Raw genomic sequence first — 16,705 nt, 5'->3', positions numbered from 1 at the left:
AAGAATCGTGGAGAACCTGATCGCGCTGCTCATCGCGGCGCCCCTGCTCGGCGCGGCCGTCCTGCTGGTCGGCGGCCGGCGCCTCGACGCCGCCGGCCACTGGATCGGCACACTGCTGTCGGCCGCGTCCTTCGTGATCGGCCTGGTCCTCTTCGCCGGCCTGCTCGGCAAGGACGCCGACCACCGCACCCTGATCCAGCACCTGTTCAGCTGGATCCCGGTGGCCGGCTTCCAGGCGGACGTCACCTTCCGCCTCGACCAGCTGTCGATGACGTTCGTCCTGCTGATCACCGGCGTCGGCTCGCTGATCCACCTGTACTCGGTGGGGTACATGGAGCACGACGAGCGGCGGCGCCGCTTCTTCGGCTACCTGAACCTGTTCCTCGCGGCGATGCTGCTGCTCGTCCTCGCCGACAACTACCTGCTGCTGTACGTCGGCTGGGAGGGCGTCGGTCTCGCCTCCTACCTGCTGATCGGGTTCTGGCAGCACAAGCCCAGCGCCGCGACGGCCGCGAAGAAGGCCTTCCTGGTCAACCGCGTCGGCGACATGGGCCTGTCGATCGCGATCATGCTGATGTTCACCACCTTCGGCAGCTTCGCCTTCGGCCCGGTCCTCAGCCACACCGGCGACACCTCCGAGGGCAGGCTCACCGCGATCGGCCTGATGCTGCTGCTCGCCGCCTGCGGCAAGTCGGCCCAGGTGCCGCTGCAGTCCTGGCTCGGGGACGCCATGGAGGGTCCCACCCCGGTCTCGGCCCTGATCCACGCCGCGACGATGGTGACCGCGGGCGTGTACCTGATCGTCCGCTCCGGCGCCGTCTTCAACGCGGCGCCCGACGCCCAGCTGGCCGTCACCGTGGTCGGCGCCGTCACGCTCCTGTTCGGTGCGGTCGTCGGTTGCGCGAAGGACGACATCAAGAAGGCGCTGGCCGGCTCGACCATGTCGCAGATCGGCTACATGGTGCTGGCCGCGGGCCTCGGCCCCATCGGCTACGTCTTCGCGATCATGCACCTGGTGACGCACGGCTTCTTCAAGGCCGGGCTGTTCCTCGGCGCGGGATCCGTCATGCACGGCATGAACGACGAGGTCGACATGCGCAAGTACGGCGGCCTGCGCCGGTACATGCCGGTCACCTTCGTCACCTTCGGCCTCGGCTACCTCGCCATCATCGGCTTCCCGTTCCTGTCCGGCTTCTACTCCAAGGACGCCATCATCGAGGCGGCCTTCGCCAAGGGCGGCACCGAGGGCTGGATCCTCGGCGGCGTCGCCCTGCTGGGCGCGGCCATCACGGCGTTCTACATGACGCGCGTGATGCTGATGACCTTCTTCGGCGAGGAGCGCTGGCGGAACCGGTCCACCCGCTCCCCCCAGGCCCCGAGCGCGGAGCCCGCGGCCGAGCACCGCGGCGAGCACGCCGAGCCGCACCCGCACGAGTCGCCCAAGGTCATGACGATCCCGATGATCGTGCTGGCCGTCGGCTCGGTCTGCGGCGGTTTCCTCTTCCACCTCGGCGACCGCTTCCTGCACTGGCTGGAGCCGGTCACCGGGCACAGCGAGGGCGACTCCCCGGTCAGCGCCTGGACGGTCACCGCGGCGACCCTCGTGTGCCTGGTCGTGGGCGCCGGCACCGCCTGGGCCCGGTACGGCCGCAAGCCCGTCCCGGCACTCGCCCCGCGCGGTTCGCTGCTCACCCGGGCCGCCCGCCGCGACCTGCTCCAGGACGACTTCAACCACGTGGTCCTGGTGCGCGGCGGCGAGCACCTGACGCGCTCCCTGGTGTACGTCGACCACACCCTGGTCGACGGTGTCGTCAACGGCACGGCGGCCGGCTTCGGCGGCCTGTCCGGACGGCTGCGCCGGGTCCAGAACGGCTTCGCCCGCTCCTACGCGGTCTCGATGTTCGGCGGCGCGGCACTCCTGGTCGCCGCGACCCTGCTGATGAGGGCGGTCTGATACCGATGTCCTTTCCCCTGCTGACAGCGACGGCGGCGCTCCCGGCCGTCGGGGCCGTCGCCACGGCCGCCGTGCCGGCCGCGCGGCGCACCGCCGCCAAATGGCTGGCGCTGCTGGTCTCGCTCGCCACGCTCGCCCTGGCGATCGTCGTCCTGGTCCGCTTCGACCCCGGCGGCAGCCGCTACCAGCTCACCGAGTCCCACGCCTGGATCACGGACTTCGGGGTCCGGTACGAGCTGGGCGTGGACGGCATCGCGGTGGCGCTGATCGCCCTGACCGCCCTGCTGATGCCGTTCATCGTCCTCGCGGGCTGGCACGACGCCGACCCGCTGGAGACCGGGAGCCGCCGCTGGCGGCCCACCCAGGGCTTCTTCGCGCTGATCCTGGCCGTCGAGGCGATGGTGCTCATCTCCTTCGAGGCCACCGACGTCTTCGTCTTCTACATCTTCTTCGAAGCCATGTTGATCCCGATGTACTTCCTCATCGGCGGCTTCGGGGACCGTGCCCACGAGCACGGCGAGGAGGCGGCCTCGACGCAGCGGTCGTACGCCGCGGTGAAGTTCCTGCTCTACAACCTGGTCGGCGGTCTGATCATGCTGGCCGCGGTGATCGGTCTCTACGCGGTCGCCGGGAACTTCAGCCTCCAGGAGATCGCCCGGGCCCGCGCCGACGGCTCGCTGCACATGGCGACGAGCACCGAACGCTGGCTGTTCCTCGGCTTCTTCTTCGCCTTCGCGGTGAAGGCGCCGCTGTGGCCGCTGCACACCTGGCTGCCCAACGCCATGCAGGAGTCCACCGCCCCGGTCGCCGTCCTCATCACCGCGGTCGTCGACAAGGTGGGCACCTTCGCGATGCTCCGCTTCTGCCTCCAGCTGTTCCCGGAGGCGTCGAAGTGGGCGACGCCCGTCATCCTCGTCCTGGCGCTCGTCAGCATCGTCTACGGCGCGCTGCTCGCGGTCGGCCAGCGGGACATCAAGCGGCTGGTGGCCTACGCGTCGATCTCGCACTTCGGCTTCATCGTCATGGGCATCTTCGCGATGACCAGCCAGGGCCAGTCCGGCGCCACGCTCTACATGGTCAACCACGGCATCTCCACGGCCGCGCTGATGCTGGTCGCCGGCTTCCTGATCTCCCGGCGCGGCTCGCGGCTCATCGCGGACTACGGCGGCGTGCAGAAGGTCGCCCCGGTGCTCGCCGGCACCTTCCTGATCGGCGGCCTCGCCACCCTCTCGCTGCCCGGCCTGGCGCCGTTCGTCAGCGAGTTCCTGGTCCTGGTCGGCACGTTCACGCGCCACCCGGTGATCGGGATCACCGCCACCCTCGGCATCGTCCTCGCCGCGCTCTACACCCTCGTCCTGTACCAGCGGACGATGACGGGCCCGGTGAAGCCGGAGGTGTCGGCCATGCCCGACCTCCGCGTGCGTGAGCTGGTGGTGGTCACCCCGCTGATCGTGCTGCTGATCTTCCTGGGCGTCTACCCGAAGCCCGTCACGGACATCGTGGACCCGGCGGTCAAGCAGACCATGTCCGACGTACACAAGAAGGACCCCAAGCCCGAGGTGGAGGCGGCCAAGTGAGCGCAACAGCCGTCCACAGCCTGTGGACAACCGCGGCCGACCCGATCTCGAAGATCGACGCGCCGAAGATCGAATACGGACAACTGTCACCGACCCTGATCGTCCTGGGTGCCGCGCTGATCGGGGTGCTGGTCGAGGCCTTCGTCCCGCGCAGGTCCCGTCACCACGTCCAGGTGCTCCTCTCCGCCGTCGCGCTGTGCGCCGCGTTCGCCGCGGTCGTCGCGCTCGCGGCCGGCGGCTACGGCACCACGAAGGCGCACATCGCCGCCATGGGCGCGGTCGCGGTCGACGGGCCGTCCCTGTTCCTGCAGGGCACGATCCTGCTGGCCGGCCTGGTCGGCCTGTTCACCTTCGCCGAGCGTCGCCTGGACCCGGTGGCGCACGGCAACCGGGTCGACTCCTTCGCCGCGCAGGCCGCGTCCGTGCCGGGCAGCGACGGCGAACAGGCGGCGGTCCGGGCCGGGTTCACCACCACCGAGGTCTTCCCGCTGCTGCTCTTCGCGATCGCGGGCATGCTGGTGTTCCCCTCGGCCAACGACCTGCTGACACTGTTCGTGGCCCTGGAGGTCCTCTCCCTGCCGCTGTACCTGCTGTGCGCGCTGGCCCGCCGCAAGCGGCTGATGTCGCAGGAGGCCGCGGTCAAGTACTTCCTGCTCGGCGCGTTCGCCTCGGCGTTCACCCTGTTCGGCATCGCCCTGCTGTACGGCTACGCGGGCTCGGTGTCGTACGCCCGCATCGCCCAGGTCGTCGACGGCACCGTCACCGACGTCGACCCGGCGCTGGCGGGCACCATGGGCAACGACGCGCTGCTGCTGATCGGCGGCGCCATGATCATGATGGGCCTGCTGTTCAAGGTGGGCGCGGTGCCGTTCCACATGTGGACGCCCGACGTCTACCAGGGCGCGCCCACCCCGGTGACCGGCTTCATGGCCGCGGCGACGAAGGTGGCGGCGTTCGGCGCGCTGCTGCGCCTGCTCTACGTCGTCCTGCCCGGGATGCGCTGGGACTGGCGGCCGGTGATGTGGGCGGTGGCGATCGTCACCATGCTGGGCGGCGCGATCGTGGCCATCACCCAGACCGACATCAAGCGGCTGCTGGCGTACTCGTCCATCGCGCACGCCGGCTTCATCCTCGCCGGTGTCATCGCCACGTCGAAGGACGGCGTGTCCTCCGTGCTCTTCTACCTCGCCGGGTACTCGTTCGTGACGATCGGCGCGTTCGCGGTGGTCACGCTGGTGCGCGACGCGGGCGGTGAGGCGACCCACCTGTCCAAGTGGGCCGGGCTCGGCCGCCGGTCGCCACTGGTGGCGGCCGTGTTCGCGGTGTTCCTGCTGGCCTTCGCCGGCATCCCGCTGACCTCCGGGTTCGCGGGGAAGTTCGCCGTGTTCAAGGCGGCGGCGGACGGCGGCGCGACCCCGCTGGTCGTGGTCGGTGTGCTCTCCTCGGCGATCGCGGCGTTCTTCTACATCCGCGTGATCGTGCTGATGTTCTTCAGCGAGCCGAAGCCGGACGGCCCGACCGTGGCCGTGCCCTCGCCGCTGACGACGGTGGCGATCGGCGTGGGCGTGGCGGTCACGCTGGTGCTCGGTGTGGCACCGCAGTACTTCCTGGACCTGGCGAACCAGGCGGGGGTGTTCGTGCGCTGAGGCGTCCGGCACGGGCGCGCGGCCCCGGTTCCTCCCCGCGAGGAGCCGGGGCCGTCCGCGCGGGCCGGGCACCGCCGGCGCGCCGGCGGGAGGAGCGCACCCGCGGCTGTGGACAACTTCCGGCGCTGTCGGCGCGGGCGCCTATCGTGGACGCAGTGGTCGAGGGACGACGCACGGGGGACCGGACCCGGGGGACAGGACGATGGGCGCGACAGGCGGGATCAGCGAGATGCCAGGGGTGACCGAGAGGCCGGACGCGGAGGAGAGCGAGGCACTGGCCACGCTGCACCGGGTCTTCGGGTACGACTCCTTCCGCGGTGAGCAGGAAGCGGTCGTCGAGCACGTGGTGGCGGGCGGCGACGCCCTCGTCCTCATGCCCACCGGTGGCGGCAAGTCGCTGTGCTACCAGATCCCGGCCCTCGTCAGGCCCGGCACGGGCGTGGTGGTCTCACCGCTGATCGCGCTGATGCAGGACCAGGTCGACGCCCTGCGCGCCCTCGGCGTGCGGGCCGGCTTCATCAACTCCACGCAGGACTTCGACCAGCGGCGCACGGTCGAGGCCGAGTTCCTCTCGGGCGAGCTGGACCTGCTCTACCTGGCCCCGGAGCGACTGCGCGTGGAGGCCACGCTGGACCTGCTCTCCCGCGGCAAGATCTCCGTCTTCGCCATCGACGAGGCGCACTGCGTGTCCCAGTGGGGCCACGACTTCCGCCCCGACTACCTGGCCCTGTCCCTGCTCGGCGAGCGCTGGCCGGACGTGCCGCGCATCGCGCTCACGGCGACGGCCACCCGCGCCACCCACGAGGAGATCACCCAGCGGCTGCACATGCCGGCGGCCCGCCACTTCGTGGCCAGCTTCGACCGGCCGAACATCCAGTACCGGATCGTGCCCAAGGCCGACCCGAAGAAGCAGCTCCTCGCCTTCCTGCGGGAGGAGCACGCGGGCGACGCCGGCATCGTGTACTGCCTCTCCCGCAACTCGGTGGACCGGACGGCGGAGTTCCTCAGTGCCAACGGCATCGAGGCGGTGCCGTACCACGCGGGGCTGGACGCGGGCGCCCGCGCCGCCCACCAGGCCCGGTTCCTGCGCGAGGACGGCCTGGTCGTGGTGGCGACCATCGCCTTCGGCATGGGCATCGACAAGCCGGACGTGCGCTTCGTCGCCCACCTGGACCTGCCCAAGTCGATCGAGGGCTACTACCAGGAGACGGGACGGGCGGGCCGGGACGGGCTGCCCTCCACCGCCTGGATGGCGTACGGCCTGAACGACGTCATCCAGCAGCGCAAGCTGATCCAGTCCGGCGAGGGCGACGAGGCGTTCCGCCGCCGGGCCGCCGCCCACCTGGACGCGATGCTCGCCCTGTGCGAGACCGCCCGGTGCCGGCGCGGCCAGCTCCTGGCCTACTTCGGTCAGGAGCCCCCCGCCGCGGGGTGCGGCAACTGCGACACCTGCCTCACCCCGCCCGAGACGTGGGACGGCACGGTCGCGGCGCAGAAGGTGCTGTCGACGGTGGTGCGGCTGCAGCGGGAGCGCGGGCAGAAGTTCGGCGCCGTGCAGATCGTCGACATCCTGCTCGGCAAGCGCACCGGCAAGGTGATCCAGTTCGACCACGACCAGCTGTCCGTCTTCGGTATCGGCCAGGACCTCACGGAGGGCGAGTGGCGCGGCGTCATCCGGCAGCTGCTGGCCCAGGGACTGCTCGCGGTGGAGGGGGAGTACGGCACGCTGACGCTCACCGAGGCGAGCGGCGCGGTGCTGCGGCGGGAGCGGGAGGTGCCGCTGCGCAAGGAGCCCAAGAAGCCGGCCACCTCCCGGCCGGGTGCGGGTGCCGCCGCGGGCCGGGGCGAGCGCAGGGCCAAGGCCGCCGCGGTCGAGCTGCCCGAGGAACTGCTCCCGGTCTTCGAGGCCCTGCGCGCCTGGCGCGCCGAGCAGGCCCGGGAGCAGGGCGTCCCGGCGTACGTCATCTTCCACGACGCCACGCTGCGGGAGATCGTCGCCCGCCGGCCCGGGTCGGTGCGGGAACTGGGCACGATCGGCGGAGTCGGCGAGAAGAAGCTGGCGACCTACGGGGAAGGGGTGCTCGCGGTGCTCGACTCCCTGGCCGGCGCCGGCCCCGCCCCCGACGGCTCCCTGGCCGGCGCGGGCGGCGGTTCCCCGGAGGACGACCGGCCCGAGCAGGCCGAGGAGCCCGAGCCGGACGACTGGACGTAGGACGGGCGGCGCCGCGGGGCGCGGGGACCGGGGTGCGGGTCCCGCGGGGGGCTTCCGGCGCGGGCGCCGCGCCGTTCCCCGGCGGTCAGGAGAGCGCCGTCAGCCCCGGGGCGAAGGTGATCAGCAACGGAAGCAGCGGGACCAGCGCGGCCACCGTCGTCGTCAGCGCCCGGTGCCGGCGCAGCAGCCGCGGGGGCGGCTCCAGCAGGCGGTCCACGCGTTCGCCGAGGAGGCGGCGGCTGGACGCGCAGGACAGGACACCGCGGTGCTGGTTCAGCTCGATCAGGGCGAGGGCGGTGGTGACGTGGCCGCAGCGGCGGGACGCGGTGTCGTCGGCGGCCAGCTCGACCAGGCGGTGCGTCTGGTCGCAGAAGTGGGCGAACAGCGGGACGCGCGGGAAGCCCGTGGCGAGCGCCGTGGACAGGTGCAGCAGCCAGTCGTGGTGGGCGCGGGCGTGGCCGCGCTCGTGGGTGAGCACGGCGTCCAACTGGTGTCCGGTCAGGCGCTGCAGGGCACCCGTGGTGACGACCAGCTGGGGCGGGTGGCCCGGCATCCACCACGCGTCGGGGTAGTCGTCCTCCAGCACCAGCATGGGGCCGCGCGCCGGGGGCAGGCCCGCGGGCAGGTCGGGGGCGCGCTCGCGCAGGTGCGCCCGGGCCCGGCCGCGGTGCCGGCGGGCCTCGGCGAGTTCCCGGGCGAGCATCGCCGTCGTCCAGGCCGCCCCGCCGGCCAGCAGCAGGGTGAGGGCGACGGACCAGAGCGGGGCGGCCGAGAGGTCGTACGCGGCGGTGACGGCCGGCGGCGCGGGAGCGAACACGCGGTCGCGGACGGTGTGGAAGACGGCCGCCGCGCCCAGGACCAGCGCGGTCAGACAGCACAGCAGCACCGTGGCGACCAGGCACTGCCACACCCACAACGCCACCACGGGGTCCCGCTCGGGCCAGGCGGCCCGGGTCAGCGCGCGCGGCGCCGGTACGGCGGCCGTCAGGGCGACGACGCTCAGCAGGAGCAGGCAGACGGTCATGCCGGGGCTCCGGTTCCTGTCGGAAAGGGGTGCGGGTGCCGGAACATGCGCCGGGGCGCATCGGGTGGTGCGTGTTCCCCGTCAGTATGACGCGGACGGGCGGCGCGAGTCAGGTGCCGGCACGGATCCGGCCGCTCCTTCCCGGCGCGTCCGGCGCCGTCCCGCGGGTGCGCCCGCCCCGGTGCGCGGTGCCGCCCCGGTGTCCGTGTCCGTGCCGCCGACCGCCCTGCCGCGGCGGTGGGTTCGCCCCGGCGGCCGGCGGGCGCCGGCTCAGCCGGCCACGATGCGCCCGGTGACCTCCCCGAGGCCGACCCGGCCGCCGTCCGGCCCCGGGGCCCAGGCCGACAGGGTCACGACGTCGCCGTCCTCCAGGAAGGTCCGTTCGCCGCCCGGGAGGCCGAGCGGTTCCCGGCCGTTCCAGGTCAGCTCCAGCAGCGAGCCGCGCTGGTGCTCCGCCGGACCGCTCACCGTGCCCGAGCCGTACAGGTCGCCGGTGCGCAGCGACGCCCCGTTCACCGTCATGTGGGCGAGCTGCTGGGCGGCGGTCCAGTACATGGTGGCGAACGGCGGCTCGGACACCACGTGGCCGTTGAGCACGACGGAGATCCGCAGGTCGTAGCCGCCGGGTTCGATCCCGGGGGCCGAGTCGTCCAGGTAGGGCAGCAGCGGGTGGGTGCGCTCGGGAGGCGCCACGCGCGCGTGCTCCAGCGCGTCCAGCGGGGTGATCCACGCCGACACCGACGTGGCGAAGGACTTGCCGAGGAACGGGCCGAGGGGGACGTACTCCCAGGACTGGATGTCCCGCGCCGACCAGTCGTTCAGCAGGCAGAGCCCGAAGACGTGCTCCTCGAAGTCGCCGAGGGCGACCGGCCTGCCCGGCGCGGAGGGCACGCCCACCACGAAGCCGACCTCGGCCTCGATGTCCAGCCGGACCGACGGGCCGAAGACGGGCGCCGGGTCGTCCGGGCCCTTGCGCTGCCCGGACGGCCGTATGACGTCCGTGCCGGACACCACCACCGTGCCGGCGCGCCCGTGGTAGCCGATCGGCAGGTGCTTCCAGTTCGGGGTCAGCGAGTCCTCGGCGTGCGGACGGAAGATCCGGCCGACGTTGCGGGCGTGGTTCTCGGAGGCGTAGAAGTCGACGTAGTCGGCCACCTCGAACGGCAGGTGCAGGGTGACCTGCGACAGCGGGTGGAAGAGTGGCTCGATGGTCTCGCGGTGCGCGGGCACCGTGACCCACGCGGTCAGGGCGCGCCGCACGTCCGACCAGGCCGTGCGGCCGGCGGCCAGCAGCCGGGTGAGGGTGGGCCGGGCGAGCAGGGAGGCGTACGGCGAGCCGAGTGCGGCGGCCGCGGCGCCCGCGTCCAGGACGTGGTTGCCGAGCCGGACGCCGACCCTGCGCCCGGTGTTGCCGGCGGGCGAGAACACGCCGTAGGGGAGGTTGTGCGGACCGAAGGGGTCGCCCTCGGGGACGTCGAAGGGGGGCATGGGGTGCTGCCTCACTCTCATCCGGGCCATGCATGGCACTGCGTTCCATGTGGTTGCGCCACACGTTACGGGTGTGCCGCACGTCCCACGCAGTGCCGTCCGGGGTGAGCGGGCGATGTCCACGGGGTCCGCGACGCCCCCGAGCGGCCCTGCCCGGGCGCCCGTTCCGGCCGGCGTCCTTGGAGGACGTGCGAGGGCGTGCGGAAGCGTGCGAGGACGTGCGAGGGCACGGCCGGGGCCGCCGCCGGGTCCCGGCCCGCGGTGCGGGGGCCGCCGCCGGGATCCGGCGCGTGCCGCGGGATGAGTCGGCGGGGCGGCGCGTCCGTATTCTCTGATCATGGCCGCACTTCCCGCATTCACCCTGATCGCCACCGACCTGGACGGGACGCTGCTGCGCGGCGACGACACGGTCTCCGACCGGTCGCTGGCCGCGCTCGCGCGGGCGGCGCGGGCCGGCGCCCGGCACCTGGTGGTGACGGGCCGCCCGGCCCCCCGGGTGCGGCCCCTGCTGGCCGACCTCGGCTGCACGGGGCTCGCGGTGTGCGCGCAGGGGGCGCAGGTCTACGACGCCGGCGCCGGCCGTCTGCTGTGGTCGGTCGGGCTGGACCGGGAGTCGGCCGAGACCGCGCTCGGCAAGATCGAGGCCGAGGTGGGCCAGGTGTACGCGGCCGTCGACCAGGACGGCGTGGAGGGGCGCACCCTGATCGAACCCGGGTACCTGATGCCCCACCCGGCCCTGCCCGCCGTCCGGGTCGGCCGGCGCGAGGACCTGTGGCGCGAGCCCATCAGCAAGGTGTTGCTGCGCCACCCCGCGCTGACCGACGACGAGCTGGCGGCGGCCGCCCGCTCGGCGGTGGGTCCGCTGGCGACGGTCACCATGTCGGGGCCGGGGACCGTGGAGCTGCAGCCGAGCGGTGTCACCAAGGCGACCGGCCTGGCGCTGGCGGCGGACCACCTGGGCGTCGCCGCCGGGCGGGCCCTCGCCTTCGGGGACATGCCCAACGACATCCCCATGTTCGGCTGGGCCGGGTACGGCGTGGCCATGGCCGGCGCCCATCCCGAGCTGAAGGCCGTCGCGGACGAGGTCACCGCCTCGAACGAGGACGACGGCGTCGCCGTCGTCCTCGAGAGGCTGTTCCCGGCCGGTTGACCGGGACGGCGGCGGGCCCGCCGGGGGCGCCGGTCAGTACGCGCCGTACACGTTGTCGATCGACCCGTAGCGCGCGGCCGCGTAGTTGCAGGCCGCGGTGATGTTGGCGACCGGGTCGTAGGGGTCGAACGCGGTGCCGGGCACGTGGTAGGCGGCGAAGGTCGGGTCGATGACCTGCAGCAGTCCCTTGGACGGGGTGCCCGCGGCGGCGTTGGAGTCCCAGCCGTTGACGGCGAGCGGGTTGCCCGAGGACTCGCGCATGACGTTGCGGTAGATGCCGTTGTAGGTGCCCGGGATGCCGCGCTGGGCCATGATCGCGAGCGACTCGCGGATCCAGCCGTCGAGGTTGTTCGGGTACCCGGCGGGGGTGGTGGCGGCCGCGGCGGCCGTGGTGGTGGCCGCGGAGGCGTCGGCCGCGCCGACGAGCGGGAGCGTGAGGACGGCGGCACCGGCGCCGAGGACGGCGATCCGGCGGACGAGGCGGTTGGTGCGGACGCGGCGGTACCGGGGGGCAGCAGACATGGGGATGTTCCTCTCCGTCGCCTGCGAGGTGAGCTGTCGGGTTCGGGCGGGGAGGTGCCCGGCCGCGCGGCCGTGGCCGCGCGGCTTCACCCCGAGCCGTCCCGGGACGGCGTGTGCGTCCGGTCCGGCGGCTTGCCTGGGTCCCCCGCTCCTGCCGTACGAATGGGTTCTCGACGGGTGGTGCCAGGCGCGGCAGGATTCGGCGTCCGCCTGACAGGGCGGGAACGTATGCGAGAGCACATGTCGGGAACAAGCACCGGATTCACGGAACATGCCGGTCGACACCGGTCCGGGGGATATGGGGCACTTGATCCTTTGCGGTCGCCGTGCCCCAACTGGCCGTCGCGGCAAGGCGAAGGGGCCGTGAGGGGCGATCGGTGCGCCACGGCCCGCACGTGACCCACTTCACGAAATGGCGAATTATGCCAAATCGGATATGGGTGATTTGTGATTGCGGCCCACCGGAACGGAAGGACTGGCCGGATCCGACCCCTCCGTACGGGCGGGGAATAGGGCGGAAAGATATGTCCTCATATCACCCGATCGGAAATATAACGGTCACGACCGATACCGCCCGGGCTGGACCGGTGGGCGCTATCGGTGATCGAAACGGGACCGGATACGCTGAGTTGAGTGAAGGCAGCGACCTATCGACAAACCGTGTAACCGCCAGCAGACACCAGCAGACAGGAGACCCCTCGTGACCGTCGTCGGGCCGTTCGGGCTGAGCGTGCGGGACCAGGCCCTCGAAGCCGATGTCCAGGCCGGATTGACGGCTGTCGAGGAAGGCCTGCTCGAGGCCACCAAGAGCGAGGTCCCGTTCATCACGGAGGCCGCGCAGCACCTCGTGCGGGCCGGGGGAAGCGGTTCCGGCCACTGCTCGTGATGCTCGCCGCGCAGTTCGGCGACCCGTACGCGCCGGGTGTCGTGCCGTCCGCCGTCGTCGTGGAGCTGACCCACCTGGCCACCCTGTACCACGACGACGTCATGGACGAGGCGTCCGTGCGGCGCGGCGTGGAGAGCGCCAACACACGCTGGGGCAACTCCGTCGCCGTCCTCACCGGGGACTTCCTGTTCGCCCGCGCCTCCCAGATCCTCGCCGACCTCGGCCCCGAGGCCGTGCGGGTGCAGGCCCTGGCGTTCGAGCGGCTGGTCACCGGGCAGATCCTGGAGACCGCGGGCCCCTCGGACGGCCGTGACCCGGTCGAGCACTACCTGGACGTGCTCGGCGGCAAGACCGGCTCCCTGGTGGCGGTGTCGTGCCGGTTCGGCGCGATGATGTCCGGCGCCCGCGAGACGGTCGTCGACGTCCTCACCCAGTACGGCGAACGGCTCGGGGTCGCCTTCCAGCTCGCGGACGACGTCCTCGACATCGCCTCCGACTCGCACGAGTCCGGCAAGACCCCCGGGACCGACCTGCGCGAGGGCATCCCGACGCTGCCCGTGCTCCGGCTGCGCGAACGCGCGGCCCGGCTGGGGCTGCCCGAGGACCTCGCCCTGTGCGAACTGCTCGACTCCGACCTCAGCGACGACGGCCGGCACACCGAGGCGCTGGTCGCGCTGCGCGCCCACCCCGCGCTGGAGCAGGCCCGCCGGGACACCGTCCGCTACGCGGAGGAGGCGCGGTCCGCGCTGGCCCCGCTGCCGGAGTGCGACGCCAAGGCGGCGCTGCTCGAACTGTGCGACGCGGTGGTCCACCGTGCCGGCTGAGCCAGCGCCCGGACACCGGCCGGACGGTGCCGTCCCGCCCGACCCCTACGGGTCGGGGGAGGCGCGGCCGCCGGGTGTCATACCCCAGGCGTACGCGGAGTTGGCTCCGAGGTCTGACGCTTTCTCACGGCCGGTTTGGTGAGATGGAAACCACGGAAATCACCACTCCTCACCGATTCGGGTGAGAATGGCGGCTCAAGTGGACCAGAGTGAGGGCAGCCGCCGCCGACGACGGAGGTAGGGCAACACATGGCACCGTACGAATCCGGTGACGCAACGGGCACCGCACGGCACGACGAGGACCTGCGCCCCGGACGCCGCAGGGCCGCCCGGTACGTCGTCCCCGTGGCGGTGGTGGGGGTGGCGGCGGCCACGATCGGCCTGGTGCCGGCGCTCGCCGACTCGGGCGACCCCGACCTGCCGTCGATCACCGCGCAGCAGCTGATCCGGAAGATCGCCGCGTCGGACGTGCAGCGGCTGTCCGGCACGGTGAAGATCGACACCGATCTCGGCCTGCCGGACCTCGGCGGCCTGGGGAGCGGCCTGGCCTCCGGGGCGGCCCGGGGCGGCGACGGCTCCTTTGCGGACCCGCGGGCCAAGCTCACCGAGCTGGCCTCCGGCACGCACACCCTGCACGTGGCCGCCGACGGCCCGGACCGCCAGAAGGTCTCGCTGCTGGAGCGCGGCGCCGAGTACAGCCTCGTCCACGACGGCAAGGACGTGTGGGGCTACGACAGCAAGAGCAACGAGGTCTACCACGCCGCCGCCGGCTTTGGCGCGAAGCGCGGCGCCGAGCCGCCGGCCACCCCGGAGGACTTCGCCGGCGAGGCGCTGAAGTCGGTCGACGCCACCACGTCCGTGACCGTCGACGGCACCGCGCACGTCGCCGGACGCGACGCGTACAAGCTGCTGATCAAGCCCCGGCAGTCCGGCAGCACGGTCGGCGCGATCAGCATCGCCGTGGACGCGAGGACGGGCCTGCCGCTGAAGTTCACGCTGACCCCGGCGGGCGGCGGCGCCGCCGTGCTCGACGCGGGCTTCACCCAGGTCTCCTTCGCCCGGCCGGCCGCCTCCACCTTCGACTTCACCCCGCCCCGGGGCGCGAAGGTCACCGAGGGGGAGGGCGGGCACGGCACGGACGGCAAGGCGTCCGGGCGCGGCTCCGCGTCCGGCGGGGAGTTCGTCGGGGGACTGGACGGGCTCGACGTCCTCGGCAAGGGCTGGACCTCCGTCGCCACCTTCGACACCGGTGCCGGGGGCGGCCTGCCCACCGGCTCCCGGGGCGGCGACCTCGGCGGCTTCCTCGGCTCGCTCGGCGACCAGGTCTCGGGGAAGTTCGGCAAGGGCACCGTCTTCTCCACCCGGCTGGTCAACGCCCTGATCACCGACGACGGCACGGTGTACGCCGGTGCGGTGACCAAGGAGACACTGGTCAAGGCGGCGAACGAAGGGAACTGACCCTTCGCGGGCACGACGGATCGAGGGCAGGCCGATGGACGGAGTGCCGGACACCGGGCGGAACCCGGGGAACCCCGCGGAGCGGAACCCGGGGAACCCCGCGGAGCGGGACCCGGGGGACGCGCCGGCACCCGTCATCGCCACGCGCGGCCTCACCAAGCGCTACCGCGGCGGACAGCTCGCCGTGGACGGTCTCGACCTGACCGTCCCGGCGGGCAGCGTCTTCGGCTTCCTCGGTCCCAACGGTTCCGGCAAGGCCACGACCATCCGCATGCTGATGGGCCTGATCGAGCCGACTTCCGGCGCGGCCCGCGTCCTGGGCCGGCCCATGCCCCGGTCCGCCCGCACCGTCCTCCCGCGGGTCGGCGCGCTCATCGAGGGCCCCGCCCCCTACGGCTTCCTCTCCGGCCGGGACAACCTGCTGCGCTACGACGCCGCCGACCCGACCGCCGACCCGCGCACCCGGCGCGCCCGCGTCGCCGCCGCGCTGGACCGGGTGGGCCTCACGGCGGCCGCCGGGAAGAAGGCGCGGGCGTACTCGCTCGGCATGAAGCAGCGCCTCGGGCTGGCCGCCGCGCTGCTCCGGCCGCGCAGCCTGCTCGTCCTGGACGAGCCCACCAACGGCCTGGACCCGCAGGGCATGCGGGAGATCCGCGGCCTGGTCCGGGAACTGGCCTGCGACGGCACGACCGTCTTCCTCTCCTCCCACCTCCTCGACGAGATCGAGCAGGTGTGCACCCACGCGGCCGTGATGGCCCGGGGCAGACTGATCACGCAGGGCGCGGTGGCCGACCTGGCGGCCGGCGCGCGCGGCCGGCTGGCGGTGACCACCCCGGACGCCGGCGAGGCGGCCCGGGTGCTCAAGGAACAGGGCGCCGCGGACGTCACCGTCGACGGCGACCGGGTGACCGGCGAACCGCCCGGGCGGGACCTCGCCGACGTGAACGCGGCCCTGGTCGCGGCGGGCGTCCGGGTCCGGGGCTTCACCCTCGAACGGGCCTCCCTGGAGGACGCGTTCGTGGCACTGACGGGGGAGGGCTTCGATGTCGCGGGCTGAGACGCCACCGGCCGCCGGGACTTCGCCGTCCGGCCGTCCGCCGGCACCGACCGCCCGCCGGCCCGGTCCCCTGTGGACCCTGGGGCTGCTGCGCAACGAGCTGGTCACCACCGTCCGCCGCTGGCGCACGCTCGCCCTCCTCGGGGTGCTGGCCGCGGTGCTGGTGCTGGTGGGCGTCGCCGTCCGGATCGAGACGCGGGACGGTTCGCCGGCGGGACCGGGCGGCGGCGAAGGCCCGGCGTTCATCGGGCAGATCACCAACAACGGCCTGTTCCTGGTGTTCACGGCACTGGCCGCGACCCTGCCGTTCTTCCTGCCGATGGCCGTCGGCGTCGTCGCGGGCGACGCCGTCGCGGGCGAGGCGGGCGCCGGCACCCTGCGCTACCTGCTGGTCGCGCCCGCCGGCCGCACCCGCCTGCTGCTCACCAAGTACGCGACGGTCCTGGCCTTCTGCCTGCTGGCCACCCTGGTCGTCACCGTCTCCGCGCTGGCCGTCGGGGCGCTGCTGTTCCCGCTGGGAGACCTGACGACCATCTCCGGCACGCGCATCGGCTTCGCCGACGGACTCCTGCGGGCCCTGCTGATCGCCCTGGTGGTCGCCGCCTCACTGGTGGGCGTCGCCGCCCTCGGCCTGTTCGTGTCCACCCTGACCAACAGCGGCATCGCGGCGATGGCGGCCACCGTCGGCCTGCTCATCACCGTCCAGATCCTCGACCAGATCCCCCAGCTGCACGCGCTGCGGCCGTACCTCTTCCCCCACTACTGGCTGTCCTTCGCCGACCTCATGCGCGACCCCGTCTACTGGGACGACCTGGTGAAGAACCTCGGCCTGCAGGCGCTGTACGCGGCCGTGTTCGGCTCGGCCGCCTGGGCGCGGTTCACGACGAAGGACGTCAGCGCGTAGGGG

Annotated in this window: 11 protein-coding genes, 1 pseudogene and 1 riboswitch; of the genes and pseudogenes, 9 read left to right on the top strand and 3 right to left on the bottom strand. The window is 73.0% G+C overall.

Annotation, left to right across the window (positions count from 1 at the left end; genetic code table 11):
* The first annotated feature begins 7 nt into the window (after positions 1–7).
* The 4 genes from nuoL (at position 8) to recQ (ending at position 7,389) form a co-directional block, all read left to right on the top strand.
* The gene (gene nuoL, locus QQY24_RS12980) at positions 8–1,954 is read left to right on the top strand and encodes an NADH-quinone oxidoreductase subunit L (RefSeq protein ID WP_301972849.1); all 1,947 of its coding nucleotides are present in this window, start codon (positions 8–10) and stop codon (positions 1,952–1,954) included.
* Positions 1,955–1,959: 5 nt separating this feature from the next.
* The gene (locus tag QQY24_RS12975; protein ID WP_301972848.1) at positions 1,960–3,531 is read left to right on the top strand and encodes an NADH-quinone oxidoreductase subunit M; all 1,572 of its coding nucleotides are present in this window, start codon (positions 1,960–1,962) and stop codon (positions 3,529–3,531) included.
* Complete coding sequence (gene nuoN, locus QQY24_RS12970) at positions 3,528–5,177, top strand: NADH-quinone oxidoreductase subunit NuoN (protein WP_301972847.1); 1,650 nt, start codon at positions 3,528–3,530, stop codon at positions 5,175–5,177. Before QQY24_RS12975 ends, nuoN begins: the two co-directional genes overlap by 4 nt.
* A 202-nt stretch (positions 5,178–5,379) precedes the next feature.
* Entirely contained in the window at positions 5,380–7,389 is a 2,010-nt protein-coding gene (gene recQ, locus QQY24_RS12965; protein WP_301972846.1) for a DNA helicase RecQ, read from the top strand.
* Positions 7,390–7,474: 85 nt separating this feature from the next.
* On the opposite strand, the gene QQY24_RS12960 is transcribed toward recQ, so the two are convergent.
* Together QQY24_RS12960 and fahA are read right to left on the bottom strand one after the other, a co-directional pair.
* Entirely contained in the window at positions 7,475–8,413 is a 939-nt protein-coding gene (locus tag QQY24_RS12960; protein ID WP_301972845.1) for a M56 family metallopeptidase, read from the bottom strand.
* 270 nt (positions 8,414–8,683) lie between these two features.
* Positions 8,684–9,901: a fumarylacetoacetase gene (gene fahA, locus QQY24_RS12955; RefSeq protein WP_301972844.1), complete on the bottom strand. Its 1,218-nt coding sequence runs from the start codon at positions 9,899–9,901 to the stop codon at positions 8,684–8,686.
* Positions 9,902–10,238: 337 nt separating this feature from the next.
* On the opposite strand from fahA, the gene QQY24_RS12950 reads away from it, so the two are divergent.
* On the top strand, positions 10,239–11,051 hold the full coding sequence (locus tag QQY24_RS12950; RefSeq protein WP_301972843.1) for an HAD family hydrolase: 813 nt from the start codon (positions 10,239–10,241) through the stop codon (positions 11,049–11,051).
* A gap of 33 nt (positions 11,052–11,084) precedes the next feature.
* Here the strand turns inward: QQY24_RS12950 and QQY24_RS12945 are convergent, their stop codons facing one another.
* Entirely contained in the window at positions 11,085–11,573 is a 489-nt protein-coding gene (locus QQY24_RS12945) for a transglycosylase SLT domain-containing protein (RefSeq protein ID WP_301972842.1), read from the bottom strand.
* A gap of 3 nt (positions 11,574–11,576) precedes the next feature.
* A riboswitch (cyclic di-AMP (ydaO/yuaA leader) is annotated at positions 11,577–11,759 on the bottom strand.
* A 514-nt stretch (positions 11,760–12,273) separates the two neighbouring features.
* On the opposite strand from QQY24_RS12945, the pseudogene QQY24_RS12940 reads away from it, so the two are divergent.
* The 4 genes and pseudogenes from QQY24_RS12940 to QQY24_RS12925 all read left to right on the top strand — a co-directional run bounded on the left by QQY24_RS12940 (position 12,274) and on the right by QQY24_RS12925 (position 16,702).
* A pseudogene (locus QQY24_RS12940) lies at positions 12,274–13,283 on the top strand (polyprenyl synthetase family protein).
* 249 nt (positions 13,284–13,532) lie between these two features.
* Positions 13,533–14,741 carry a DUF2092 domain-containing protein gene (locus QQY24_RS12935; protein ID WP_301972841.1) on the top strand — a complete coding sequence of 403 codons (1,209 nt, stop codon included), beginning with the start codon at positions 13,533–13,535 and terminating at the stop codon, positions 14,739–14,741.
* Positions 14,742–14,775: 34 nt separating this feature from the next.
* Positions 14,776–15,798, top strand: a complete 1,023-nt coding sequence (locus tag QQY24_RS12930) for an ABC transporter ATP-binding protein (RefSeq protein WP_301972840.1) — start codon at positions 14,776–14,778, stop codon at positions 15,796–15,798.
* Entirely contained in the window at positions 15,785–16,702 is a 918-nt protein-coding gene (locus tag QQY24_RS12925; protein WP_301972839.1) for an ABC transporter permease, read from the top strand. The genes QQY24_RS12930 and QQY24_RS12925 overlap by 14 nt, the downstream gene beginning before the upstream one ends.
* The last annotated feature ends 3 nt before the right edge of the window (positions 16,703–16,705 follow it).

This window comes from Streptomyces sp. TG1A-8, from assembly GCF_030499535.1.
GTDB lineage: Bacteria > Actinomycetota > Actinomycetes > Streptomycetales > Streptomycetaceae > Streptomyces.
This window is presented reverse-complemented; position numbering and strand designations above follow the sequence as displayed.